23 protein-coding genes, 1 other RNA gene and 1 riboswitch are annotated in these 21,350 nt (G+C 62.0%); of the genes, 12 read left to right on the top strand and 12 right to left on the bottom strand.

Annotation, left to right across the window (positions count from 1 at the left end; genetic code table 11):
- Positions 1 to 22 precede the first annotated feature (22 nt).
- Entirely contained in the window at positions 23 to 286 is a 264-nt protein-coding gene (locus ACGVKB_RS12000) for a hypothetical protein (RefSeq protein ID WP_006851112.1), read from the top strand.
- A 19-nt stretch (positions 287 to 305) separates the two neighbouring features.
- On the opposite strand, the gene ACGVKB_RS11995 is transcribed toward ACGVKB_RS12000, so the two are convergent.
- From ACGVKB_RS11995 to egtB, 4 genes are read right to left on the bottom strand one after another with little or no spacing between them, the layout of a single operon-like run.
- Entirely contained in the window at positions 306 to 782 is a 477-nt protein-coding gene (locus ACGVKB_RS11995) for a hercynine metabolism protein (RefSeq protein ID WP_392351962.1), read from the bottom strand.
- Positions 779 to 1,018 (bottom strand): hercynine metabolism small protein, encoded by a 240-nt coding sequence (locus ACGVKB_RS11990; protein WP_392351961.1) that lies wholly within the window; start codon positions 1,016 to 1,018, stop codon positions 779 to 781. Before ACGVKB_RS11990 ends, ACGVKB_RS11995 begins: the two co-directional genes overlap by 4 nt.
- 20 nt (positions 1,019 to 1,038) lie before the next feature.
- A complete protein-coding gene (gene egtD / locus ACGVKB_RS11985; protein ID WP_392351960.1) occupies positions 1,039 to 2,013 on the bottom strand; it encodes an L-histidine N(alpha)-methyltransferase in 975 nt (324 codons plus the stop codon).
- Positions 2,010 to 3,182, bottom strand: a complete 1,173-nt coding sequence (gene egtB / locus ACGVKB_RS11980; RefSeq protein WP_392351959.1) for an ergothioneine biosynthesis protein EgtB — start codon at positions 3,180 to 3,182, stop codon at positions 2,010 to 2,012. The genes egtD and egtB overlap by 4 nt, the downstream gene beginning before the upstream one ends.
- 88 nt (positions 3,183 to 3,270) lie before the next feature.
- Here egtB and ACGVKB_RS11975 point away from each other — a divergent pair, with 88 nt between their 5' ends.
- Entirely contained in the window at positions 3,271 to 5,100 is a 1,830-nt protein-coding gene (locus ACGVKB_RS11975) for a serine/threonine protein kinase (protein WP_392351958.1), read from the top strand.
- A 7-nt stretch (positions 5,101 to 5,107) separates the two neighbouring features.
- Here ACGVKB_RS11975 and smpB read toward each other — a convergent pair whose 3' ends face one another.
- Positions 5,108 to 5,608, bottom strand: a complete 501-nt coding sequence (smpB, locus tag ACGVKB_RS11970; protein ID WP_392351957.1) for an SsrA-binding protein SmpB — start codon at positions 5,606 to 5,608, stop codon at positions 5,108 to 5,110.
- A 51-nt stretch (positions 5,609 to 5,659) separates the two neighbouring features.
- Here smpB and ruvB point away from each other — a divergent pair, with 51 nt between their 5' ends.
- From ruvB to thiC, 6 genes are all read left to right on the top strand, one after another.
- Positions 5,660 to 6,703 (top strand): Holliday junction branch migration DNA helicase RuvB, encoded by a 1,044-nt coding sequence (gene ruvB, locus ACGVKB_RS11965; protein WP_392351956.1) that lies wholly within the window; start codon positions 5,660 to 5,662, stop codon positions 6,701 to 6,703.
- The gene (locus tag ACGVKB_RS11960) at positions 6,700 to 7,479 is read left to right on the top strand and encodes a tetratricopeptide repeat protein (protein WP_392351955.1); all 780 of its coding nucleotides are present in this window, start codon (positions 6,700 to 6,702) and stop codon (positions 7,477 to 7,479) included. Before ruvB ends, ACGVKB_RS11960 begins: the two co-directional genes overlap by 4 nt.
- On the top strand, positions 7,476 to 8,663 hold the full coding sequence (locus tag ACGVKB_RS11955) for an amidohydrolase (protein WP_392351954.1): 1,188 nt from the start codon (positions 7,476 to 7,478) through the stop codon (positions 8,661 to 8,663). Before ACGVKB_RS11960 ends, ACGVKB_RS11955 begins: the two co-directional genes overlap by 4 nt.
- Positions 8,660 to 8,884, top strand: a complete 225-nt coding sequence (locus ACGVKB_RS11950; RefSeq protein WP_392351953.1) for a DUF3188 domain-containing protein — start codon at positions 8,660 to 8,662, stop codon at positions 8,882 to 8,884. The genes ACGVKB_RS11955 and ACGVKB_RS11950 overlap by 4 nt, the downstream gene beginning before the upstream one ends.
- Before the next feature lie 27 nt (positions 8,885 to 8,911).
- Complete coding sequence (locus ACGVKB_RS11945; protein WP_392351952.1) at positions 8,912 to 9,529, top strand: HEAT repeat domain-containing protein; 618 nt, start codon at positions 8,912 to 8,914, stop codon at positions 9,527 to 9,529.
- A 29-nt stretch (positions 9,530 to 9,558) separates the two neighbouring features.
- Positions 9,559 to 9,665: riboswitch (TPP riboswitch) on the top strand.
- A 48-nt stretch (positions 9,666 to 9,713) separates the two neighbouring features.
- Positions 9,714 to 11,111, top strand: coding sequence for a phosphomethylpyrimidine synthase ThiC (gene thiC, locus ACGVKB_RS11940; protein WP_392351951.1), 1,398 nt, complete (start codon positions 9,714 to 9,716; stop codon positions 11,109 to 11,111).
- 150 nt (positions 11,112 to 11,261) lie between these two features.
- Here the strand turns inward: thiC and tkt are convergent, their stop codons facing one another.
- The 3 genes from tkt to acpP form a co-directional block, all read right to left on the bottom strand.
- Positions 11,262 to 13,271, bottom strand: coding sequence for a transketolase (tkt, locus tag ACGVKB_RS11935; protein WP_392351950.1), 2,010 nt, complete (start codon positions 13,269 to 13,271; stop codon positions 11,262 to 11,264).
- A gap of 61 nt (positions 13,272 to 13,332) precedes the next feature.
- Positions 13,333 to 14,580: a beta-ketoacyl-ACP synthase II gene (gene fabF, locus ACGVKB_RS11930; RefSeq protein ID WP_392351949.1), complete on the bottom strand. Its 1,248-nt coding sequence runs from the start codon at positions 14,578 to 14,580 to the stop codon at positions 13,333 to 13,335.
- A gap of 8 nt (positions 14,581 to 14,588) precedes the next feature.
- Positions 14,589 to 14,831: an acyl carrier protein gene (acpP, locus tag ACGVKB_RS11925; protein ID WP_392351971.1), complete on the bottom strand. Its 243-nt coding sequence runs from the start codon at positions 14,829 to 14,831 to the stop codon at positions 14,589 to 14,591.
- A 140-nt stretch (positions 14,832 to 14,971) separates the two neighbouring features.
- Here acpP and psaC point away from each other — a divergent pair, with 140 nt between their 5' ends.
- Together psaC and glmS are read left to right on the top strand one after the other, a co-directional pair.
- Positions 14,972 to 15,217 (top strand): photosystem I iron-sulfur center protein PsaC, encoded by a 246-nt coding sequence (gene psaC, locus ACGVKB_RS11920; RefSeq protein ID WP_006042515.1) that lies wholly within the window; start codon positions 14,972 to 14,974, stop codon positions 15,215 to 15,217.
- Between the two features lie 53 nt (positions 15,218 to 15,270).
- Positions 15,271 to 17,160, top strand: a complete 1,890-nt coding sequence (gene glmS, locus ACGVKB_RS11915) for a glutamine--fructose-6-phosphate transaminase (isomerizing) (protein WP_392351948.1) — start codon at positions 15,271 to 15,273, stop codon at positions 17,158 to 17,160.
- Here glmS and ACGVKB_RS11910 read toward each other — a convergent pair.
- Both ACGVKB_RS11910 and rimM read right to left on the bottom strand, forming a co-directional pair.
- Entirely contained in the window at positions 17,147 to 18,604 is a 1,458-nt protein-coding gene (locus ACGVKB_RS11910) for a mannose-1-phosphate guanylyltransferase/mannose-6-phosphate isomerase (RefSeq protein ID WP_392351947.1), read from the bottom strand. The two genes, glmS and ACGVKB_RS11910, sit on opposite strands and share 14 nt — an antisense overlap.
- 56 nt (positions 18,605 to 18,660) lie before the next feature.
- A complete protein-coding gene (gene rimM, locus ACGVKB_RS11905) occupies positions 18,661 to 19,188 on the bottom strand; it encodes a ribosome maturation factor RimM (RefSeq protein WP_392351946.1) in 528 nt (175 codons plus the stop codon).
- Positions 19,189 to 19,250: 62 nt separating this feature from the next.
- Here rimM and ACGVKB_RS11900 point away from each other — a divergent pair, with 62 nt between their 5' ends.
- A complete protein-coding gene (locus ACGVKB_RS11900; protein WP_392351945.1) occupies positions 19,251 to 19,436 on the top strand; it encodes an NAD(P)H dehydrogenase subunit NdhS in 186 nt (61 codons plus the stop codon).
- 4 nt (positions 19,437 to 19,440) lie between these two features.
- Positions 19,441 to 20,274, top strand: a complete 834-nt coding sequence (locus ACGVKB_RS11895; RefSeq protein ID WP_392351944.1) for an ion transporter — start codon at positions 19,441 to 19,443, stop codon at positions 20,272 to 20,274.
- On the opposite strand, the gene rnc is transcribed toward ACGVKB_RS11895, so the two are convergent.
- Positions 20,253 to 20,960, bottom strand: a complete 708-nt coding sequence (gene rnc, locus ACGVKB_RS11890; RefSeq protein WP_392351943.1) for a ribonuclease III — start codon at positions 20,958 to 20,960, stop codon at positions 20,253 to 20,255. The genes ACGVKB_RS11895 and rnc overlap by 22 nt on opposite strands.
- Before the next feature lie 56 nt (positions 20,961 to 21,016).
- Positions 21,017 to 21,350: RNase P RNA component class A (gene rnpB / locus ACGVKB_RS11885), an RNA gene on the bottom strand; the annotation flags it as partial.

The following is a 21,350-nucleotide window of genomic DNA, read 5'->3' as shown; positions in this document are numbered from 1 at the left end:
GTAGTGGCATGGTCCTGACCCCATGAGTGGTGAACGCGTAGGGTTTCGCTTCAAGCACGCTGACGCGGTTGTCAAGCGCAATCCCCAGGGGCGTTCCCGCCGGGGTTGGGTGATGGAACCCGTTGAGCAGACCACCAGCCGTGGTACCAAAATGCCCGCCTACCGAATCAGGTGGCGGGACAGTGAGCGTCCGGAAATCGTGCTGCAGCACATGCTGATCGCCGATCCCGACCCCACGCCTCCGCCCGAAGGCGTCAGCCTCGAGCCCCCGGCTCCGAAGGCTTGATCCGTCAAAGGGCTGGGCGTTAGCTCAGCCCTTTGTCGCGTCTGAGCCGTTCCAGTTCCTGCTGTGCCTCGAACAGTGCCCAATCCTGTTCCAGGCCGGTCTGACTCACGGGTGTCTGTTCGGCCAAGTCCTTGAGCTGGGCTTCGACTTCAGCAAAGCGCCGGCCCAGTTTGTCCAGATCATTCCATTGGTCGCGGCCCTGAGCCATCAGCCCCTCAAGATGATCCTGGGCTCGATGTGCGAGGTCATCCGCCCCGGCCTGCTTGGCGCGGGTTGTGCGATCGGTCCACGACCGGATTTCCGCCGCAACGTCGATGAGGCGCCGCCGCTGTTGTTCCGCTTCCTGCTGCAGTTGCTGGCGTTGGCGCTGGAGTGCAATGGCGCGGTCCTGCTGATGTTGTTCCCGAAACAGTTGGTCCTGCAGGGGGTTGCTGCGCAGAAATGCTGATAAGCGTTGGTCGAGTTCCCGCTCCAGCTGATCCAGCCAGGTGCTCATGACGATGGCTCTGCTGGCGTGGTGATCACAGGATTTTCAATCTCTTTCCGCAGGGGTTCGATCGCTGCCAGTTTTGAGTTCAGGATGATCTGGGTGAATTGCGCCGCTTTCACTTCGCCGATGTCCCCTTCCAATTGGCCGAGGCGGTCAAACGCTGCCATGTACAGAGTTTCAAGCTCATGAATCAACTGCTCACGTTGTGATTTGATCGCCTCTCGTCGCTCGTCTTTTTTCATATCGCCGGAGTTGCTTCCCCTCAGTCTGACGGCTCCAGCAAATGCAGCGACAGTTGATCGGCAGGATCGTGCCAGCGTTCACGAATCGTCCAGCCTGCCCTGGCGGCAAGATCAGCCGCAGCAGCAGGGGTGTATTTCACACTGTGTTCGGTGATCAGCCGTTCATTGGCTTGGAAGCTCCAGTGCTGGTCTTCCAGGGTGAAACTTTGGTCGATCCTGCTGATCAGGGCCATTTCGATCCGTTGTTCCCTCTCATCCCAGCGGGCTCTGTAGTCGAATTGATCGACATCGATGGTGCCGTTCAATTCACGGTTCAGGCGATGGAGCAGATTGCGCGCGAATGCTGCGGAAATACCGGCGGCATCGTCGTAGGCCGCTTCCAGTTGACGCGGGTCCCGCGGTTGATCCAGTCCAAGCAGCAGGGGCCCTCCCGCGAGCAAATGGCGGAACCGTTGCAGGAGTTCGACGGCAGCCTCGGGGCTGAAATTGCCGAGTGAGCTTCCTGGGAAGAACCCGATTCGCCGCTGGTTGTCGAGCCACGGATGGCTCGGCATTGCAGCCAACACACTGTGATCACAACAGACGCCGAGCATGGATGTGTCCGGATGGCTGGAGGCCAGGCCGCTCAGGGCATCCGTCAGCGCGCTGCGACTGATATCAAGGGCGATGAAGGCTGAGGGCCGCAGGGCGCGGAGCAGGGGATCCACCTTGCGGGCATTGCCGATCCCGAATTCGACCATCACGCCGGGGCCGACAGCGGCGGCAATGGTCTCCGCCTGCTGTTCCAGCAGTCGGATCTCTGTTCGCGTCAGGGTGTATTCCGGTTGTTGGCAGATTTCAGCGAATAAACGCGACCCTTCCGCGTCGTACAGCAGCCAGGCCGGCAGCTGCTTTGGCTGCTGCATCAGACCTGCACGGACCAAGCGCCGTAGATCGGCGGCACCCGGATGCAGGTCGATCAGGTCGAGGGTCGAACTGGTGCGCGTCGGTGTCATCGGGCCAGTCTTAGGCCTGAGGCCATCCATCGGCTTGTCGGCGGGAAGAAGTTCCGATAGCTGTCACGTTCATGGCCTGGCGGCGTCAGCCAGCAACTGCCCCGCAGCACAAACTGGGAACTCATGAATTTGCCGTTGTATTCGCCAACGGCCCCTTCGACCGGTTGAAATCCGGGGTAGGGCCGATAGGGGCTCGCGGTCCATTGCCAGAGGCAGCGGTGGGCCTGTTTCAGTCGATCGCGATGCGTCCGCTGCGCCACTTCCCACTCCGCTTCGTTGGGCAGTCGTGCGTTGCACCAGCGGGCGTAGGCATCCGCTTCGAACCAACTGAGGTGGCGGACGGGGGCATCGGGCTGGAGCGGTTGGCGTCCAGCAAGGGTGAACTCCTGGTCCCAGCGGTCGGACGGGCCGTCTCCGCGCCAGTACCGCGGCGCCTGCCAGTCCCGTTGTTGCCGCACCGCCCAGCCTTCACTCATCCACAGTTCTGGGCGTTGATAGCCGCCATCGGCGATGAATTGGCGGTACTCGGCATTGCTCACCAGCTGCGACATCAGCTCGAAGGGCTCGAGCCAGACCCGGTGCCGGGGCGTTTCGTTGTCGAAGTGAAAGCCATCGCCTTGATGACCGATTTCGTCCAAGCCTCCGTCGCAGGGAAGCCATTCCCCAGCGTCTCCATCAACCACTGTTGTGAGGTCAGCGTTGAGGTCGTAGACGGGCTCCATTGGCTGCCGCGAGAAGCCATCCAGTAGATCCATCAACAACAGTTCCTGGTGCTGCTGTTCGTGATGCAGGCCCAGTTCCGCCAGGGAAGCCAGCGCAGGATCACCGTCTTCGAGCAGACGGCTCAGCGCGCGATCGACCCGCTGCCGCCACGCCAGAATGTCAGCGATCGCGGGCCGGCTGAGCATGCCGCGCTCCGGCCGTGGATGACGGTCTCCGACGGCGTCGTAATACGAGTTGAATTGATAGCTCCAGACCGGATCACAGGGTTCGTAGCCGGCGAGATGCGGCTGGAGCAGAAAGGTGTCGAAAAACCAGGTGGTGTGGGCGAGATGCCATTTCGGCGGACTGGCATCGGCCATGCCTTGCAATCCAAGATCCTCCGGCTCGAGCGGAGCGATCAGGGCTTCACTGCGTTGTCGCACATCCAGCAGGGTGTCGAGCAGCAAGGCGGTAGTTCAAGCTCGCCCGGACCCTAGGTGGCGATGTCAGCGGATGGATCGTCGGTAACCTTTGAATGACATTTTTCGGCCGTCAGTGACCGAGTCCAGTCCTGTCGCCGTCGGCACTGTGCTGGAAGAGCGCTACCGGCTCCTCAAAGTGTTGTTGTCCGGTGTGCCATCGCAGGGAACGCTGTGGCTGGCCCGTGATGCGGTCGATGGCGATCGATGCGTTGTTCTGCATCAGATCGAGGCCGATGAAGCTCGTCAGCGGCTGCAGCGGCTCTGGCCGTTGTTCCGCTCGATGCGTCACCCGCAGATCCCCCGTTGCGGTGAGCAATTCGTGGGCTCGGATGCGCTGTGGCTCGTTCGTGACTGGCAGGAGGGATCCAGTTATCAACAAATCCTGGATCAATGCCCTCCCCATCAACGTCGGCTGCCTGTGGAGGAGGTGCTCCAGCTTCTGCGTCAGCTCCTTCCGGTGCTCTCGTTTCTTCACGGGCGTGGGCTCGTCCTCGGTTCCCTGGAATTGAGCACCGTGATCCGCCGTCAACGTGACAGCCTTCCGGTGCTGATCGATCTCGCTTCGGTTCAGTTCCTGGGCGAAGCCGGTGAGCCTTGGCAGGACCTCCATGGTCTTGGGGCCCTCGCCATGCATTTGCTCAGCGGTCAGCCGACTGGTGCGGTGGCTGATCGGACGCCTCTCCCATGGACCTGGGCTGGAGCCGAGGGCCTCGGTGATGGTGTCCGCACGCTCTTGTCGCGCCTGCTGAGCGAGGACCCCCAGCAGCGCTTCGGTTCCGCGGAGGACGCCATGCAGGCCCTGGCGGCGATCCCCGCCGGGTTGGTTTCCCCTGTCACCCCATCCCCGGTTCAATTGCCTGCGGTGGCAGAGGATTCACCCCCCGCTGATCCGGAACCTGCTTCTGTCTCTGGCCGTCGTCTCAGCCGTGCCGAGCTCCGGGCCCAGGGTGCGGAGGGCCGGGTCTGGCCGGTGTTACTGGTTCTGGCCTTGTCAGCGGTTTTGGGGTCCGGACTGGGCTGGACGTTGTTGTCCCGGGGAGGCTCCGGAGACCCCGCGCCCTCCCTCGAACCCGATGCCATCGGTCTTGGGCAACAGCCGGCGGCGACGCCGCCGGAGCCCAATCAGCGCCAACAGCTCTTGAGCCGGTTGCGTGCTCTGCAGATCGACCGCAGCTGGTTTGTGTCGCTTGTGGATCGCAGCGTGGAGTTGCGTTCGTCTGACTCGGCTGGTCCGGCGACCACCGAGGAGGAGTGGACTGCTCTGGCGGAGGAGTGGGTGGCGCGGCTGGAGCAGTTGCCACCGGGATTGCGTCGTCGCCTCGGTGGACTGGGCGAGGCCGATTGGCAACAGCAGCAGCAGGTTTTGGTGGCGCAGGGCCTCAGTCCCCGCGTGGTCGAGCAGCTGGTGAGTGCAGCGGCCAGGGATCTGCTCCCGGGAGATGGGGATGGTCAACAGCCCCAGGAACCGTATCGGCAGCTCTGGATTGCGACGGCCATCGAGCGCCTGCAGGACGTTGCCGTGGACCAGGTCAAAGCTGTACCTGCGGCATCCACGAATCATTCCGCTCGAGTGATGGCGGGTGGAGCGCGTTTGATCACGCTGACGGTGCCAGCCAACCATCGGCTGGTGCTCGGCATCAATGGCACGCCGTTGATGGCCATGACGGTGTTGTCTGCCGAGGGAGAGATCCTTCAGGAGCGGGGACCGTTGCGGGTGCTCACCCTGCCGGCCATGGCTGGATCACCGGTGCAGGTCCTGGTCACCAATGCCGGTATGTCCTCTGCCTTGCTGACCCTCGCCTGTCGGGCGGATCCGACCGAGGTGCCGCAGCACCCTCAGCTCGATGCGCTTCCCGATGAGGATCCCGATCCGATTCCGGATTCCGCGACAGGAGCGGTCTGATTCAGGGTCAGAACCGAGCCATGGCCGCTTTGACGTCTCGTTTCGATTGCTTTTCCTTCTCAGCGGCACGTTTGTCGTGCAACTTGCGGCCCTTGCCAACCCCAATGGTCACTTTGATCCATGACCCCTTGAGATGAATGTTGAGGGGCACAAGGGTGAACCCTTTTTGATCCGTGTGTCCGCGCAATTTGTCGATTTCCCGCCGATGGGCCAGGAGCCGCCGGGTCCGAAGTGGGTCGTGGTTGAAATAGCTCCCCGCATGGGTATGGGGTGAGATGTGCACGTTGTGCAGCTGCAATTCACCGTTGCGGATCAGACAAAAGCCATCCCGCAGGTTGGCCTTGCCGTTGCGGATCGATTTCACCTCGGTGCCGACCAGTTCAATGCCGGTTTCCAGGGTTTCCAAAATCTCGTACTGATGGCGGGCTTGACGGTTGTCGGCCAACAGTCGATTGGCCGCGGCCCGTGCCGCAGCAGCTGCCGCTTTTTTGACTCCGCCCTTCGCCATAACCGCCTCGACGTCACCCGACGTTATCCAGGTCTGGGTACCCTGCCGGACATGGCGATTGTTTCCTCCGGTTCAGGTCGCACCCCCAAGCGCCGGGAGACGGTGCTGGTGGACCCGCAGCCATCGACGGAGGAAGCCAGTGTTCGTCCGGAGGACAGCCTGCGGCCGAAGCGTCTTGAGGATTACATCGGCCAGCACGAACTCAAGCAAGTGCTTGGGATCGCGGTTCAGGCCGCCCTCGGTCGCGGTGATGCCCTCGACCATGTGTTGCTTTATGGACCGCCAGGCCTGGGCAAGACCACCATGGCCCTGGTGTTGGCCGAGGAGCTCGGCGTCCACTGCCGCATCACCAGCGCTCCGGCCCTAGAGCGCCCCCGGGACATCGTTGGTCTGCTGGTGAACCTGCAGCCCCGTGATCTTCTCTTCATCGACGAGATCCATCGCTTGTCCCGTGTGGCCGAAGAGCTGCTGTATCCAGCGATGGAAGATCGCCGCCTCGATCTCACCGTGGGCAAGGGCAGCACGGCTCGAACCCGTTCGATCGATCTCCCGCCATTCACCTTGGTGGGAGCCACAACCCGCGCCGGCTCCTTGAGTTCACCGTTGCGAGATCGGTTCGGCTTGATTCAGCGGCTTGAGTTTTATGGCCAGCAGGATCTGGAGTTGATCGTGGCGAGAACCGCAGCGTTGCTCTCGATTGGGCTCAGCCCTGAGGCTTGCTCGGGGATTGCTGCCTCCTGTCGCGGCACGCCGCGGATTGCCAACCGTCTGCTGCGTCGGGTCAGGGATGTCGCCACCGTGCGTGGTGGGGCCGACAGCATTGACGCGTCGATGGTGGCTGAGGCCTTGAGTTTGCATCGTGTCGACCATCGTGGTCTCGATGCCAGTGACCGCCGTCTGCTGACCTTGCTGCTCGAGCAACATGGTGGAGGTCCGGTCGGGCTGGACACCCTTGCCGCTGCACTCGGTGAAGATCCGGTCACCTTGGAAACCGTTGTGGAACCGTTCTTGTTGCAGCAGGGCTTGCTGGTGCGGACGCCCCGCGGCCGGATGGTGACCGATGCAGCGCGCGCTCACCTTGAGGAGGCCGCATGATCCGATCGATTGCGCTGTTGCTCTGTGCGCTTCTGCTTTGGATCCCGCAGCCCGCTGGGGCGATGGATCTGCAGGGCTTGTACGAGCAGGCCTTGACCGCCAGCCGTCGCGGCGATTTCGGCGAGGCCCTGCCGTTGTGGGATCAGGTTCTTGAGCAGGCTCCACAGGACCCTGCCGCCTTGAGCAACCGCGGCAATGTCCGCCTGGCCCTCGGAGATCCCGATGGTGCGATCGCCGATCAGACCCGTTCCATTGATCTGGCACCGGGTGAAGTCGATCCGCACCTCAATCGTGGGACGGCGGAGGAAGCGCTTCAGGACTGGTCCGCCGCTGCCGACGATTACCTCTGGATTCTGGAACGGGATCCAGAGGATGCTTCAGCGCTCTACAACCTCGCCAATGTGCGTGGCTCGGAAGGCGATTGGCAGCAAGCCAGAGATCTCTACGGGCAGGCCTCGCTCGCCCGGCCCGGGTTCGCCATGGCCCGTTCCAGTGAAGCCATGGCCGCCTGGCAGAACGGCGATCTGGACTGGGCGGAGGCTGAACTGCGCAAATTGATTCGCCGTTATCCGATGTTTGCGGATGCCCGCGCTGGGCTCAGTGGTCTGCTCTGGCGTCAGGGCTCCCGGGGTGAAGCCGAAAGTCACTGGGCGGCGGCTGCCGGACTGGATCAGCGCTATCGCCAGGCGGATTGGCTGGTTGATGTACGCCGTTGGCCACCGCAGCCCACCCGAGACCTGATGGCGTTTCTTGCTTTGCAGCACCCTGACCGATGACAACGACCTCGTCCGTGCCCCTTCGTGAATTGCTGGAGCGGGATCTCCCGGAGCTGCTCGAGTTGCGTCGTCATCTGCATGCACATCCGGAGCTCAGCGGCGAAGAGCATCAGACCGCGGCTCTGGTGTCCGGGGAGTTGCGCCGCTTGGGGTGGCGTGTCCGGGAAGGGGTGGGCCGCACGGGTGTGTTGGCCGAGTTGGGGCCTGAGCAGGGTCCCACCGTGGGGTTGCGGGTGGATATGGACGCGCTCCCAGTGGAGGAACAAACAGGGTTGGCCTATGCCTCCAAGCGTCAGGGTGTGATGCATGCCTGTGGCCACGATCTGCACACCTGTGTTGGTCTCGGTGTTGCCCGGCTGTTGGCTGCATCGTCTCCGCTGCCTGCGCGTGTTCGTCTGTTGTTCCAACCTGCGGAGGAACTGGCCCAGGGTGCGGTCTGGATGCGCGATGCCGGGGCCACGGAGGGTCTCGATGCGCTTTACGGCGTCCATGTTGTGCCCAATCTTCCGGCGGGCACGGTGGGGATTCGGCACGGTTGCCTGACTGCCGCCGCCGGTGCGTTGGAGATTCAGGTTCGCGGAGAAGGGGGGCATGGTGCCCGTCCGCATCAGGCTGTGGATGCAGTCTGGATGGCAGCTCGGGTGGTGACGGAGTTGCAGCAATCGATTGCACGACGTCTGGATGCACTTCAGCCCGTGGTGGTGAGCTTCGGCAAAGTGGAAGGTGGTCGAGCTTTCAATGTGATTGCAGATCAGGTCCGCTTGCTTGGCACCGTGCGTTGTCTGGATCTTGAGCAGCACGATCAGTTGCCGGGCTGGATTGAAGACACGGTGCAGGCCATCTGCGCGAGTTGCGGCGGTCATGCGGAGGTCAGTTACCGCACGATTGCCCCGCCGGTTCAGAACGACCGGGCTCTCACCGACTTGCTCGAGCGTTGTGCGATCGACTGTCTCGGCCGCGAGCAAGTGCGTCCAGTCGAGCAGCCCTCCCTGGGTGCTGAGGATTTTGCTGAATTGCTCCGGGATGTTCCCGGGATGATGGTCCGGCTTGGCGTTGCTGGAGCGCAGGGCTGCGCTCCGCTGCACAACGGTCAGTTCGCCTTGGATGAGCGGGCCTTAGCGGTCGGCATTGATGTGCTCGCCTCCACATTGCTTGCCTGGACCGCTGATCACCACGACGAATGAAACCTGATCGTTCGGTTGTCTGGGTGACGCTGGGGGCACCGTTGCTGCTGGTTTTGGCCATCCTGTCCCTGCAGCTCCGGCAGGGGCGGGATCGCGTTCAAGTGCTCCCCGCCGTTTTGGTGGGGTCCGGCTTGATGATCAGCCGCTCGATCGGACGGAGCCGGCGCCGTTCTCGGTTGTTGCAGGACCTGCACCATGCCCGGGCCGACGATCCCGATTAATGCGAATTGCTGTTCAACGTTTCTGTTATGACCGCGCCCTCTGATTCCCCGAGTCCTGACCTTGTCGCGCTGCGTCAGGCGATTGTGAGTGGGGATCCCGTTCAAGCGATGCCGGCGCTGACCCAGCTGCGCCTGTGTTCGGATGAGGAGGCTGTGCCGCTGCTTGTCCTGGGGACCCAACAGTCCGCGTTCCTGGTGCGTTCCCTCAGTTGCAGCGGCCTTGGCTACAAGCGCACCGAACAGGGGTGGGAGGTGCTCGGTCGGCTGCTCACGGACGACGACGATCCCAATGTTCGGGCTGAGGCCGCCAATGCCTTGGCGAGTTATGGCGTTGAGCGTTCCTGGCCGCTGCTCAAGGCCAGTTTCGCCGCCGACGATGCCTGGCTCGTTCGCTGCAGCATTCTTTCGGCCCTGGCGGAACAAGAGGCGATCGACTTCTCCTGGCTGCTGGAGTTGGCGCAATTGGCCATCGCAGATGCCGATGGCACGGTGCGCGTCAGTGGTGCTGAAGTGCTGGTGCGTTTGGTGCGTGAGGCGAAGGGGCAGCGGATCGGGGATCAAGCCCGTGTCCTGCTGCAGGGCTTGCAGCAGGACAGTGATCACCGCGTTGTGGCGGCTGTCCTCAACGGGTTGGCTGTCGAGTGATCCCTGTCGTAGTGCTGTTGCTAGCGTTTGTGGACCACTAGGGGTGCCGCGGTCGTCTTTGACGGTCATGGCTGAGATCACACCCTCCGAACCTGATCCGGGTTGTGCCGGCGCAGGGAAGTGACCAAGCGTGATCTACGGCCGGGATCGGCCGACTCCTGGCAGCTCCTTCGCCATCTCGATCATGCGCGCTTCCTGGGTATCTCCTCGCAAGGGCCAGGCCAACGTGTCTCAGTTGTATTACGCCCGCCAAGGTGTGGTCACCGAGGAAATGGCCTACGTCGCCAAGCGGGAAAATCTTCCTGAATCGCTGGTGATGGAAGAAGTGGCTCGGGGCCGAATGATCATCCCGGCCAATATCAATCACACCAATCTGGAGCCGATGGCGATCGGCATCGCCAGCAAGTGCAAGGTCAACGCCAATATTGGAGCCTCGCCCAACGCGTCGGATGCGGCGGAGGAAGTCAAGAAGCTCCAGCTGGCGGTGAAGTACGGCGCCGACACCGTGATGGATCTCTCCACCGGTGGTGTCAACCTCGATGAGGTACGTACGGCGATCATCAATGCGTCGCCTGTTCCAATCGGCACCGTGCCGGTGTATCAGGCCCTGGAAAGTGTCCACGGCTCGATCGAGAAGCTCTCGGAAGAGGATTTCCTCCACATCATTGAGAAGCACTGCCAGCAGGGTGTCGATTACCAGACCATCCACGCCGGGTTGCTGATTGAGCACCTGCCCAAGGTGAAGGGTCGCATCACCGGGATTGTCAGCCGCGGCGGCGGCATCCTGGCCCAGTGGATGCTTTATCACCACAAGCAGAACCCGCTTTACACCCGTTTCGACGACATCTGCGAAATTTTCAAGCGCTACGACTGCACCTTCTCCCTGGGTGACTCGCTGCGTCCCGGATGTCAGCACGATGCCTCTGATGCCGCTCAGTTAGCTGAACTGAAAACCCTCGGAGAACTCACCCGCCGCGCCTGGAAGCATGACGTGCAGGTGATGGTCGAGGGCCCTGGCCACGTGCCCCTCGACCAGATCGAGTTCAACGTCAAAAAGCAGATGGAAGAGTGCAACGAGGCGCCCTTCTACGTGCTGGGCCCCCTGGTCACCGACATCGCCCCCGGCTACGACCACATCACCTCAGCGATCGGCGCTGCCATGGCTGGTTGGCATGGCACGGCGATGCTCTGCTACGTGACACCGAAGGAGCACCTTGGTTTGCCCAATGCCGACGATGTGCGCGAAGGCCTGATCGCTTACAAGATCGCTGCCCATGCCGCCGACATTGCCCGTCACCGTCCCGGTGCCCGCGATCGCGACGATGAGCTCAGCCGTGCGCGCTACAACTTCGATTGGAACAAGCAGTTCGAGCTGTCACTGGATCCTGAGCGGGCCAAGGAATATCACGACGAAACCCTGCCGGCCGATATCTACAAGCAGGCCGAGTTCTGCTCGATGTGTGGACCCAAGCACTGCCCGATGCAAACCAAGATCACGGACGAGGACCTGCAAGGACTGGAAGAGGTGCTCAAGACCCAGGGCGCAGCCGAACTCTGTGCTGTAAAGCAGGACAAGGCCTGACGGACGGATTGGTGACCTGTTGAGGTCAACGCTTCAAGCCCCGGTGGATCCACCGGGGCTTTTTGTTGCTCGCGTGGCTCCAATAAAAAAACCCTCCATGAGGAGGGTTTGATCGAGGGGGTCTGAGGGAGGCGGTCAAGCCCGCTCAGGTCAGCCCAGCAGGGCCTTGGATTTAGCGACCACGTTCTCCACGGTGAAGCCAAATTCCTTCATGCAGGTGCCACCGGGGGCCGACGCACCGAAGCGATTCATGGTGATGGTGTCGCCATCGAGGCCTACGAAGCGATGCCAGCCGAAGGATTCGGCCGCTTCCACCACGATGCGCTTGCGCACGGCGTTGGGGAGAACCTCCTCTTTGTAAGCGTCGCTCTGCTCGTCAAACAGTTCCACGCAGGGCATGGACACCACGCGCACGTTCTTGCCTTCAGCGCTGAGCTGTTTGGCAGCTTGCACGCAGAGGTCGAGCTCTGTTCCGGTGCCGATCAGGATCAGATCAGGGGTACCGGCGCAGTCCTCAAGGATGTAACCGCCGAAGGCAACTTTTTCGATTGAGGAGTTGGCCTGGTTGGCCATGCCCTGACGGCTGAGGCAGAGGGAGCTGGGGCGCTTGCGATTCTGAATCGCAATCTTGTAGGCACCACTGGTTTCGTTGCCATCGCCGGGGCGGAACACCAGCATCCCGGGCATGGCGCGCAGGGAGGGGATGGTTTCGATCGGTTGGTGGGTGGGGCCGTCTTCACCGACGCCGATGGAGTCGTGGGTGAGCACATAGATGACACCCAGCTCGCTCAGGGCCGAGAGGCGCATGGAGCCGCGCATGTAGTCGGCGAACACCAGGAAGGTGCCGCCGTAGGGGATCAAACCACTGTTGTGGTAAGCGATTCCATTGAGAACAGCGGCCATGGCGTGCTCGCGCACACCGAAGTGCAGATAGCGCTTGTCGCGGCTGTCAGCCTGGAAGGAGCCGGTCTCACCCTTGATGTCCGTGTAGTTGGAGTGGGTGAGGTCGGCGGAACCCCCGATCAGTTCGGGCAGGTTGGGACCCAGGGCACCCAGGCAGATCTGGGAGTGCTTCCGGGTGGCCAGACCACCGTCGTCTGCGGTGTAAGTGGGCAGGTCCTTGTCCCAACCTTCGGGCAGTTCACCGCGGAGCATCCGCTCGAACACGGCGGCCTCGGCGGGGTACTGGGTCCTGTAGGTCGCGAGGGTTTGGTTCCACTCAGCCTCAAGGCTGGCGCCACGGTCGATGGCCTGGCGGAACTGGTCGTAGGCCTCCTGGGGAATTTCGAAGGGGCCGTAGCTCCAACCCAGCTGCTTGCGGGTGAGTTCAGTTTCGTCGGCACCCAGGGGAGCACCGTGGACGCCGGCGGTGTCGCTCTTGTTGGGCGAACCGAAACCGATGGTGGTGGTCACCTTGATGATCGACGGCTTGTCGGTCACGGCTTTCGCGGCCTCAATCGCCTTGGCGATGGCGTCAACATCGTTGTTGCCATCAGCGACGTGCTGCACGTGCCAGCCATAGGCCTCGTAGCGCTTCAGGACGTCCTCGGTGAAGGAGACGTCCGTGCGGCCGTCGATGGTGATGTTGTTGTCGTCATACAGGGCAATCAGCTTGCCCAGCTTGAGGTGGCCGGCCAGGGAGGCGGCTTCCGAAGCCACACCTTCTTGGTTGCAACCGTCACCCATCACCACATAGGTGTAGTGGTCCACCAGGGTGGCGCCGGGCTTGTTGAACTTGGCGGCGAGGTGGGATTCGGCAATCGCCAGGCCAACAGCATTGGAGATGCCAGCGCCCAGAGGGCCGGTGGTCACTTCAACGCCGGGAGTTTCGAACGTTTCGGGGTGACCAGGAGTCTTGGATCCCCACTGACGGAATTGCTTGATGTCCTCGATCGACACCGAGTCGTAGCCGGTGAGGTGCAGCAGTGCATACAGCAGCATGCAGCCGTGACCGGCCGACAGCACGAAACGGTCGCGGTTGAACCACTTGGGGTTCTTGGGGTTGTGCTTCAGGAACTTGTCCCACAGCGCGTAGCCCATCGGCGCGCAGCCCATCGGCAGGCCGGGGTGGCCGCTGTTGGACTTGTTGATGGCATCAACAGCCAGCATCCGAATGCTGTTGACGCAGAGCGTGTCGAGAGATGCGGGCGCAGCGACCATGGGTTAGTAGGAGAAGTAAAAAAGGTGAAGCGATTGTGACGCACGGTGAGACCCGTGGGGCTCAGTCGGCGCGCTTGAAAGCCAGGCAGACGTTGTGGCCGCCGAAGCCAAAGGAGTTGGACAACACGGTTCCCAGTGTCTGATCCCGTGCCTGATTGGGCACGACATCCAGATCACAGTCAGGATCCGGGGTGCTGTGGTTGATCGTGGGAGGAACGACGCCGTTCTGAAGGGCCAAGATGCAGGCCACCGCCTCGATTCCGCCGGATCCACCCAGGAGGTGGCCGGTCATCGATTTCGTGGAGCTCACTGGAATCTGCAGGGCGCGATCACCCAGTGCACTCTTGATGGCAGAGGTTTCGTTCTTGTCGTTCGCCGGTGTGCTGGTGCCATGGGCGTTGACGTAATCAACGTCGCTCGCATTGATGCCGCCATCGGAGAGGGCGAGACGCATCGCTTCGGCACCGCCGACACCGCCGGGAGTTGGGGATGTGATGTGGTGCGCATCGCAGGTCATGCCATAACCGACCACTTCGCCAAGAATCCTTGCGCCACGGGCCTTTGCGTGGTCAAGGGTCTCAAGCACCAAGATGCCTGCGCCCTCTCCGATCACAAAGCCGTCTCGCTCCTTGTCGAACGGTCGGCTTGCGGTGCTGGGGTCATCATTGCGGAACGACAGAGCCTTGGCGCTGGCGAATCCGGCAACACCCAGTGGTGTGATCGCGGATTCCGCGCCACCGCAGACCATCGCATCGGCTTTGCCGAGCTGCAGCAAACGGAAGGCATCGCCGATGGCATTCGATCCTGCGGCACAAGCGGTGGCCACAGCAGAGCTTGGGCCTTTGGTGCCCAGGGCGATGGCGGCCAGCCCTGTTGCCATGTTGGGAATCATCATCGGGACCGTGAATGGGCTGACGCGCCCCGGTCCTTTGCCCTCCAACACATGGGCTTGGGTTTCCATGGTGAGGAGACCACCCACCCCTGAGCCGATGATCACGCCGACGCGACTGGCATTCGTGTCGGAGATCTCGAGACCGGCATCAGCGAGAGCCTGCTTTGCAGCAACCACGCCGAATTTGCAGAAGCGATCCCATCGCTTCGCTTCTTTCGGTTCGATCAGACCGGCAGGGTCAAAGTCCTTCACCTCTGCAGCAAAGCGGCAGGCGTGCTTGGACGCATCGAACAGGGTGATCGAATCGACCCCGTTCCTTCCGGACGTCAGGCCGCTCCAGTACTCCTGCACTGAATTGCCGATCGGTGTGACCGCGCCAAGGCCTGTGACCACGACGCGATGGAGACCATCCACCATGCCGTTCCTCAGGCTTGCTTGTCTTCGATGTATTTGACGGCGTCGCCGACGGTGGTGATGCCTTCAGCGGATTCATCGGGAATCTCGATATCGAAGGCTTCTTCGAGAGCCATCACGAGTTCCACGGTGTCCAGAGAGTCAGCACCCAGATCGTTCTGGAAATTGGACTCCGGCTTGACCTCGCCGGCATCGACGCTGAGCTGCTCCGCGACGATCGAACGGACTTTCTCGAGGATCGCTTCCTGGGACATAGCCGTGGCAACGGGACGCTGCATCTTACGGGCAAGCCTCGGCCCCACTTTCCCAGGGGCGTTAACAACGATGACGGCGTTGGCCACGGGTGACCGTGTGGCAGGTACGTTTGGCGCCAAGCCTTTGATCAGCACAGGGCATGTCCCACGCCGTCAAGATCTACGACACCTGCATCGGTTGCACTCAGTGCGTGCGGGCCTGTCCCCTCGATGTTCTCGAGATGGTGCCCTGGGATGGATGCAAGGCTGGCCAAATCGCGTCATCCCCTCGCACGGAAGATTGCGTGGGTTGCAAGCGTTGCGAAACCGCCTGCCCAACCGACTTCCTCAGCATTCGGGTTTATCTCGGCGATGAGACCAGCCGAAGCATGGGTCTGTCGTACTGAGTCGGCCGATTCGCTCATAAGCTCTGCCCGGCGCCTGCCGGGCTTTTTTTTCGATGTGTGGAATCGTTGCTCTTGTCGGTTCACGACCGGCTGCTCCAGTGCTCTTGGAGGGTCTGCGACAGCTTGAGTACCGCGGCTATGACTCCGCCGGCCTTGCAGTCGTTGATGCAGAGCAACGCTTGAGTTGCCTGAGAGCCAAGGGCAAACTCGTCAACCTCACTGCGTTGTTGGAGTCTGACGGTGCTCCCGGGCAGTGCGGAATCGGCCACACCCGCTGGGCGACCCACGGAAAGCCTGAGGTTCGAAACGCTCATCCCCACCGCAGTGCCGATCAGCAGGTGGCGGTCGTTCAGAACGGCATCATTGAAAATCACCGCCAGTTGCGTGAGACGCTTCAAGCGGCCGGGGTTGACTTTCTGTCGGAGACCGACACAGAAGTCATTCCCCATCTGGTCGCAGCCGAGTTGCATGGGCGCCTTGCCGCAGGTGCGGTTCCCTCGGGCACTCTCCTGTTGGAGGCCGTTCAGGCCGTGCTCCCGCAGCTCCAAGGGGCTTATGCCCTAGCCGTGATCTGGCAGCAGGCTCCGGGAACCCTCGTGGTTGCGCGAAAGGCAGCTCCCTTGCTGATTGGCTTGGGTGAAGGGGAATATCTCTGCGCCAGCGACACCCCCGCTTTGGCTGGGTTTACGCGCACCATCCTTCCTTTGGAAGATGGTGAAGTGGCGTTGCTGTCCCCTTTAGGCGTTGAGCTCTATGACGCCGCCGGGGTTCGTCAGCAGCGGATGCCGACGGTGCTGAGCGGGACGGACCATGTCGCTGACAAGCGTCATTTCCGCCATTTCATGCTCAAGGAGATCCATGAGCAGCCGGAAACGGCAGAACTCTGGGTGGCCAGGCATCTCCCCAAGGGATTGTCGATCGAGGCGGGGGCGGCTCTCCCCTTCGACGACGCGTTCTATGCCGGCGTTGAGCAGATTCAGATCCTGGCTTGCGGCACGAGCCGCCATGCCGCCCTGGTGGGGGCGCATCTCCTTGAGCAGTTCGCTGGGATTCCGACCTCTGTCCATTACGCCAGTGAGTTCCGTTATGCACCCCCGCCACTCGCCGGGAACACCCTGACCATCGGGGTGACGCAGTCCGGCGAAACCGCAGACACGTTGGCGGCTCTCGCGATGGAAGCCAAGCGCCGCTCGGACCATGGCGATCCCACCTTTGCTCCGCGGCAATTGGGCATCACCAATCGTCCGGAGAGTTCCTTGTCTCGTCAGGTGCCCCATATTCTCGACATCGGTGCCGGGATCGAAGTTGGTGTCGCGGCCACGAAGACGTTCCTTGGTCAGCTCTTGGCCTTCTATGGCTTGGCGATGGCATTCGCCGGTCGTCGCGGTAGCCGCTCTGCGGCTGAAATCACTGTGTTGGCCGATGAATTGCGTGGGCTGCCGCATCAGTTGCGAGAGCTGATTGCGCTGCATGATCAGCGTTCAGAGCACTTGGCCCATCGTTTCGCCGACACCCAGGATGTGATCTTTCTCGGCCGAGGGATCAACTATCCGATTGCCCTCGAGGGCGCGCTCAAGTTGAAAGAAATCAGTTACATCCATGCCGAGGGCTACCCCGCCGGTGAGATGAAGCATGGACCGATTGCCCTGCTGGATTCACGGGTCCCTGTGGTGTCGATTGCCGTGCCTGGAACGGTCTTTGAAAAGGTGCTCAGCAATGCCCAAGAGGCCAAAGCCAGGGATGCGCAATTGATCGGTGTGGCCCCGGAAGGGCCCGACACCGCTCTTTTCGATGAGCTCCTGCCGGTGCCCACGGTGAGTGAATGGCTGAGCCCGCTTCTCACCGTGGTTCCGATGCAGCTGCTGAGTTATCACATCGCCGCTCACCGGGGGCTGGATGTGGATCAACCCCGCAATCTCGCGAAGAGCGTCACGGTCGAATGAGCTCGAGATCGCTGCGTCCGTAGCGGTCTTCAAAGCGCACGATGTCGTCTTCACCGAGATATTCGCCGCTTTGGACTTCGATCATTTCCACGGGGATGCGCCCGGGGTTGGACAGGCGGTGTTTGCATCCCATCGGGATGTAAGTGCTTTGGTTTTCACCAATCAGCTGTTCCTGCCCGTCGCGTTCGACCAGGGCTGTCCCCTTTACGACCACCCAATGCTCGGCGCGGTGGTGATGCATCTGCAGTGAGAGGCTGGCGCCGGGCTTGACCGAGATTCGCTTCACCTGCCAGCGATTGCCCTCGGTCACACCGGTGTAATGGCCCCAGGGCCGGTAGATCTTGCGATGGGCCTTGCCCTCGGGGCTGCCGCTTTCCTCCAGTTGTTTGACGACGGTTTTGATCTCCTGGGCCTTGGCCCGGTCAGCGATCAGCACGGCATCATCGGTTTCCACCACCACCAGATTGTTGACGCCGAGCCCCACCACGAGACGGTTTTCACTGCGCAAGTAGCAGTTCCGACTGTTCTCGGCAATCACGTGACCTTGGAGCACATTGCCGTTGTCGTCTCGATCTGAGGTTTCCCAAAGGGCGCTCCAGCTGCCGACATCACTCCAGCCGGCGTCCAGGGGCAGCACCGAACCCAGGGAGGTGCGCTCCATCACGGCGACGTCGATCGCCACGTTGGGGCATTTGGCGAAGGCCTCGCGCTCCAACCGCAGGAAGTCCAGATCAGCACTGTCCAGCTCCAGTGCTGCACGGCAGCAACTCACAACGTCGGGGACAAGCCGCTCCAGTTCCGCGAGCATCGCACTGGCCTTGAACAGAAACATGCCGCTGTTCCAGGTGAAGCGTCCTGTGGCAAGAAACTGCTCGGCCGTTGCCTTGTCGGGCTTCTCGACGAAGCGGGCGATTGGCACATCTCTGGATTCGCCACTGGTCAAGGCTTCCGCGGCCTCGATGTAGCCGTAACCGGTCTCGGGGGCGGTTGGAATAATGCCGAAGGTCACCAGGCGACCGGCTTCCGCAGCGGATCGGCCGGCATCGATGGCCCTGCGGAACTCCGCGGCATCCCTGATCAGGTGGTCGGCAGCCAGCACCAGAAGCAGTGGGTCGTCACCCTGGGCCGTCGCCTGCAGGGCGGCAACCGTCACAGCGGGGGCCGTGTTGCGGCCGATCGGTTCCAGCAGGATGGCTCTGGGGTCCACCCCGATCTGACGCATCTGTTCGGCGACGATGAAGCGGTGGTCCTCGTTGCAGATCAGCAGGGGCTGGGCCAAACCGTCCAGACCGTCCAGCCTTTGCTGGGTCTGCTGGAGCAACGTGGCGTCTCCATCACCACTCAGGGGCCAATATTGCTTCGGGTAGCTGGCTCTGGAGAGCGGCCACAACCGGGTCCCGGTTCCTCCGCAGAGAATCACGGGAATAAGGGGATTGGATGCCACTGCGTCCCGAACAGGTGTGCACAGAATCGCCTGCCGCCGGCGGGTCTGTCGATCCTTTAGAGGTCCAGTAATCCGGGTGGTGGGGTCAAGCGCAGCCAGCCTGCTTCTGGCTCCACGTCGGGGACGATGGCGTCCACGAACGGCACCAGTACGGTGCGGCCATCAGTCAGCTCAATTTCGAGCAGATCGTTGCCGCCGCTGATCAGATCGGTGACCGTTCCGATGGCCGTCGCGTCCGATTCCAGGCGAACTTCCAGGCCGACCAGATCCATCCGATGGAATTCGCCCTCGTTGAGTTGGGGGCGGTCATCGGCCTGAACCAACAGCTCCCGACCCACCAGCGCTTCGGCGCTGCTGCGATCGTCCACACCATCGAAATGGACCACAAAGATGCTTTTGCCTGGGAGTTGTCGCCCCCGCAGCAACTCCACAGCCATGGGGTCCTCTCCGCGGGGATGGCTGAGCCATCTCGGTCCAGGACTGGTGAACCGTTCTGGGAAATCACTGCGTGGGTTGATCCTCAGGTCACCCCGAAGTCCCTGGACCCCCACCACCTGCCCGACGGCCAGCCACGACTCAGACATGGGAAATGACGGCAACGGCATGCACTGTCGATAATGACGCCAGATCCGACCCGGCCAGAACCATGGCGCCTTCCGCAGCACCGATCCTTCCCGGTTCGACCGTGACCGTTCAAGACGTGCGCTCGATTTACAACGGCTACACCGGTTTCGTGCAGCGCATCAGCGGTGATCGGGCTGCTGTGCTGTTCGAAGGTGGCAACTGGGACAAGCTGGTCACCATGCCCATCAAAGATTTGGTCGTTGCCTGAGCGCATGCCAGCTGATCGCCGTTGGCGGGAGCGTCTCAGGACGACTGTGCTCGAGGCATCAACGCCATCCGGGCGGTACTACAACATTGTCGTTTTCGGGGCCATCCTGATCAGTGTTCTGGCCTTGATGCTGGAACCGGATCCGTTCGGAAACTCCGCTCTGCGTCAGACCGAGGTCCTCTGGATCGACCTCGTGCAGAACATCTGTCTGGGGATTTTCGCCGCCGACTTCGTTCTCCATTTGATCGTCAGCGAGCGACCGCTGAAGTACCTCTTCAGTTTTTACGGCCTGATCGATTTCACGGCTGTTCTGTTCTTTTTTGTCCCTCAGATCCGCAGCGAGATCCTGCTCTGGGTGTTCAAATTTGGCCGGATTCTTCGGGTCTTCAAGCTGCTGCGGTTCATCGACGAAGCCCGGATGCTGGGCCGGGCCTTGCGAGGGAGTGCGCGCACGATCTGCGTCTATCTCTTCTTTGTCTTCATGCTGCAGGTCGTTCTGGGGTACTGCATTTTCGTGATCGAAAGCGCCTCTCCGGAGTCCCAGTTCAAAACGATTTCCAATGGGGTCTATTGGGCGATCGTGACCATGACCACCGTTGGTTATGGCGATGTGGTGCCCCAGACCGCCCTGGGGCGCCTGCTGGCTTCCGTGGTGATGATGCTGGGCTTCGGGATCATTGCCATCCCAACCGGAATCCTGACCTATTCCGGGGTGAAACATCAGCAAGACAAAGGACTGACCTGCGAGCGCTGTGGACGAACAGGCCATCGCAGCGATGCGGTGCGTTGTGATCGCTGCGGTTCACCCCTTCCAGTTCAGTCGTCCGCGTCGAGCTGAGTCAGCGCCTCCTGGGCGGCCTCCTGCTCAGCATCCTTGCGGGAGCGACCCCAGCCCTCGGCGGTGATCCGGTCTGGGATGGAGACGCGGCTACAGAAGCGTCGGGGGTCGCCGTGGTGCTGGCTGCGTTCCTCTGTCGTGTAACTCGGCAGGCCCAAACCCTGCCCCTGGCTCCATTCCTGCAGGGCTGTTTTGCTGTTGAAGCGGTGGGGCGCCGCTAAGACTTCGGCGGCGGTGCGCTGCCAGTAGGGCGTCAGCCAGCGGTGGATCGGCTCAACGGAACCGCAGCTGGAATAGATCGCTCCGATGAGCGCTTCGGTGACATCGGCTCGGATCGTCCGGCGCGCCGCACGATCGCCGAGCGCTTTGGCACCGAGAATCAGCAGCGGATCGATGGCCAGTTGTTGGCCAAGATCGGCGAGCCAGCGGTCGCTCACCAATTGCGCCCGCAGCGTGGAGCAGGCGCCGACCGACAGGTCTGGATACTGCGCGTCGATGAATTCAGTCGCCGTTAAGCGGAGCACGGCATCACCGAGGAATTCGAGCCGTTCGTGATGCTGCTGGCGGCCGGACGACACATGCGTGAGGGCCTGGTTCACCAGGCTCAATCCCTGGCCGTCCAGTGGCGTGCCCAAATTCAGGGTCTCGACCAGCTGCTGCAGCTGCTCAGTGCGGGAAGAGTCCACGGCACACCAGCGAGACAACGGTCCATCTTGGGATGTCGCTCCCGCAGGAGCTGAAGGGGTGAAAGCAGGACATAAGCCGGGTTCTGTTCACGCCTCCGTGGAGGGTGGGTGGCTATCTATCTGGGACCGCCGTTACCGACGGCCTCAAGCGGCGCGTTTAGGCGGAACGGGGCCAATGGCCAGCCGTCGTTCCTTGGCCTTGCTCCCAGCCGGGGTTTACCGAGCCAGCACCTCTCGATGCTGCTGGTGCGCTCTTACCGCACCTTTGCACCCTTGCCTGTGCCGGCGAACCGGCCATCGGCGGTGTGTTTCTGTGGCACTCTCCTCACGGTCACCCGCACTGGGCGTTACCCAGCAAGCCTGGCCATCAGGGAGCCCGGACTTTCCTCA

The organism is Parasynechococcus sp. (genome assembly GCF_042954325.1).
Classification (GTDB): Bacteria; Cyanobacteriota; Cyanobacteriia; order PCC-6307; family Cyanobiaceae; genus Parasynechococcus.
Note: the sequence above shows the minus strand (reverse complement) of the source record. Positions and strands in the feature narration are given on the sequence as shown.

Coding starts and splice junctions, on each gene's coding strand:
- tkt (WP_392351950.1), bottom strand. CDS start 13,271: ATGGTCGCTGCGCCCGCATCTCTCGACACGCTCTGCGTCAACAGCATT.
- psaC (WP_006042515.1), top strand. CDS start 14,972: ATGTCCCACGCCGTCAAGATCTACGACACCTGCATCGGTTGCACTCAG.
- ACGVKB_RS11990 (WP_392351961.1), bottom strand. CDS start 1,018: ATGAAAAAAGACGAGCGACGAGAGGCGATCAAATCACAACGTGAGCAG.
- rimM (WP_392351946.1), bottom strand. CDS start 19,188: ATGTCTGAGTCGTGGCTGGCCGTCGGGCAGGTGGTGGGGGTCCAGGGA.
- ACGVKB_RS12000 (WP_006851112.1), top strand. CDS start 23: ATGAGTGGTGAACGCGTAGGGTTTCGCTTCAAGCACGCTGACGCGGTT.
- smpB (WP_392351957.1), bottom strand. CDS start 5,608: ATGGCGAAGGGCGGAGTCAAAAAAGCGGCAGCTGCTGCGGCACGGGCC.
- glmS (WP_392351948.1), top strand. CDS start 15,271: ATGTGTGGAATCGTTGCTCTTGTCGGTTCACGACCGGCTGCTCCAGTG.
- ACGVKB_RS11960 (WP_392351955.1), top strand. CDS start 6,700: ATGATCCGATCGATTGCGCTGTTGCTCTGTGCGCTTCTGCTTTGGATC.
- ACGVKB_RS11900 (WP_392351945.1), top strand. CDS start 19,251: ATGGCGCCTTCCGCAGCACCGATCCTTCCCGGTTCGACCGTGACCGTT.
- ACGVKB_RS11950 (WP_392351953.1), top strand. CDS start 8,660: ATGAAACCTGATCGTTCGGTTGTCTGGGTGACGCTGGGGGCACCGTTG.
- thiC (WP_392351951.1), top strand. CDS start 9,714: ATGCGCGCTTCCTGGGTATCTCCTCGCAAGGGCCAGGCCAACGTGTCT.
- ruvB (WP_392351956.1), top strand. CDS start 5,660: ATGGCGATTGTTTCCTCCGGTTCAGGTCGCACCCCCAAGCGCCGGGAG.
- ACGVKB_RS11995 (WP_392351962.1), bottom strand. CDS start 782: ATGAGCACCTGGCTGGATCAGCTGGAGCGGGAACTCGACCAACGCTTA.
- fabF (WP_392351949.1), bottom strand. CDS start 14,580: ATGGTGGATGGTCTCCATCGCGTCGTGGTCACAGGCCTTGGCGCGGTC.
- acpP (WP_392351971.1), bottom strand. CDS start 14,831: ATGTCCCAGGAAGCGATCCTCGAGAAAGTCCGTTCGATCGTCGCGGAG.
- ACGVKB_RS11895 (WP_392351944.1), top strand. CDS start 19,441: ATGCCAGCTGATCGCCGTTGGCGGGAGCGTCTCAGGACGACTGTGCTC.
- ACGVKB_RS11955 (WP_392351954.1), top strand. CDS start 7,476: ATGACAACGACCTCGTCCGTGCCCCTTCGTGAATTGCTGGAGCGGGAT.
- ACGVKB_RS11945 (WP_392351952.1), top strand. CDS start 8,912: ATGACCGCGCCCTCTGATTCCCCGAGTCCTGACCTTGTCGCGCTGCGT.
- egtD (WP_392351960.1), bottom strand. CDS start 2,013: ATGACACCGACGCGCACCAGTTCGACCCTCGACCTGATCGACCTGCAT.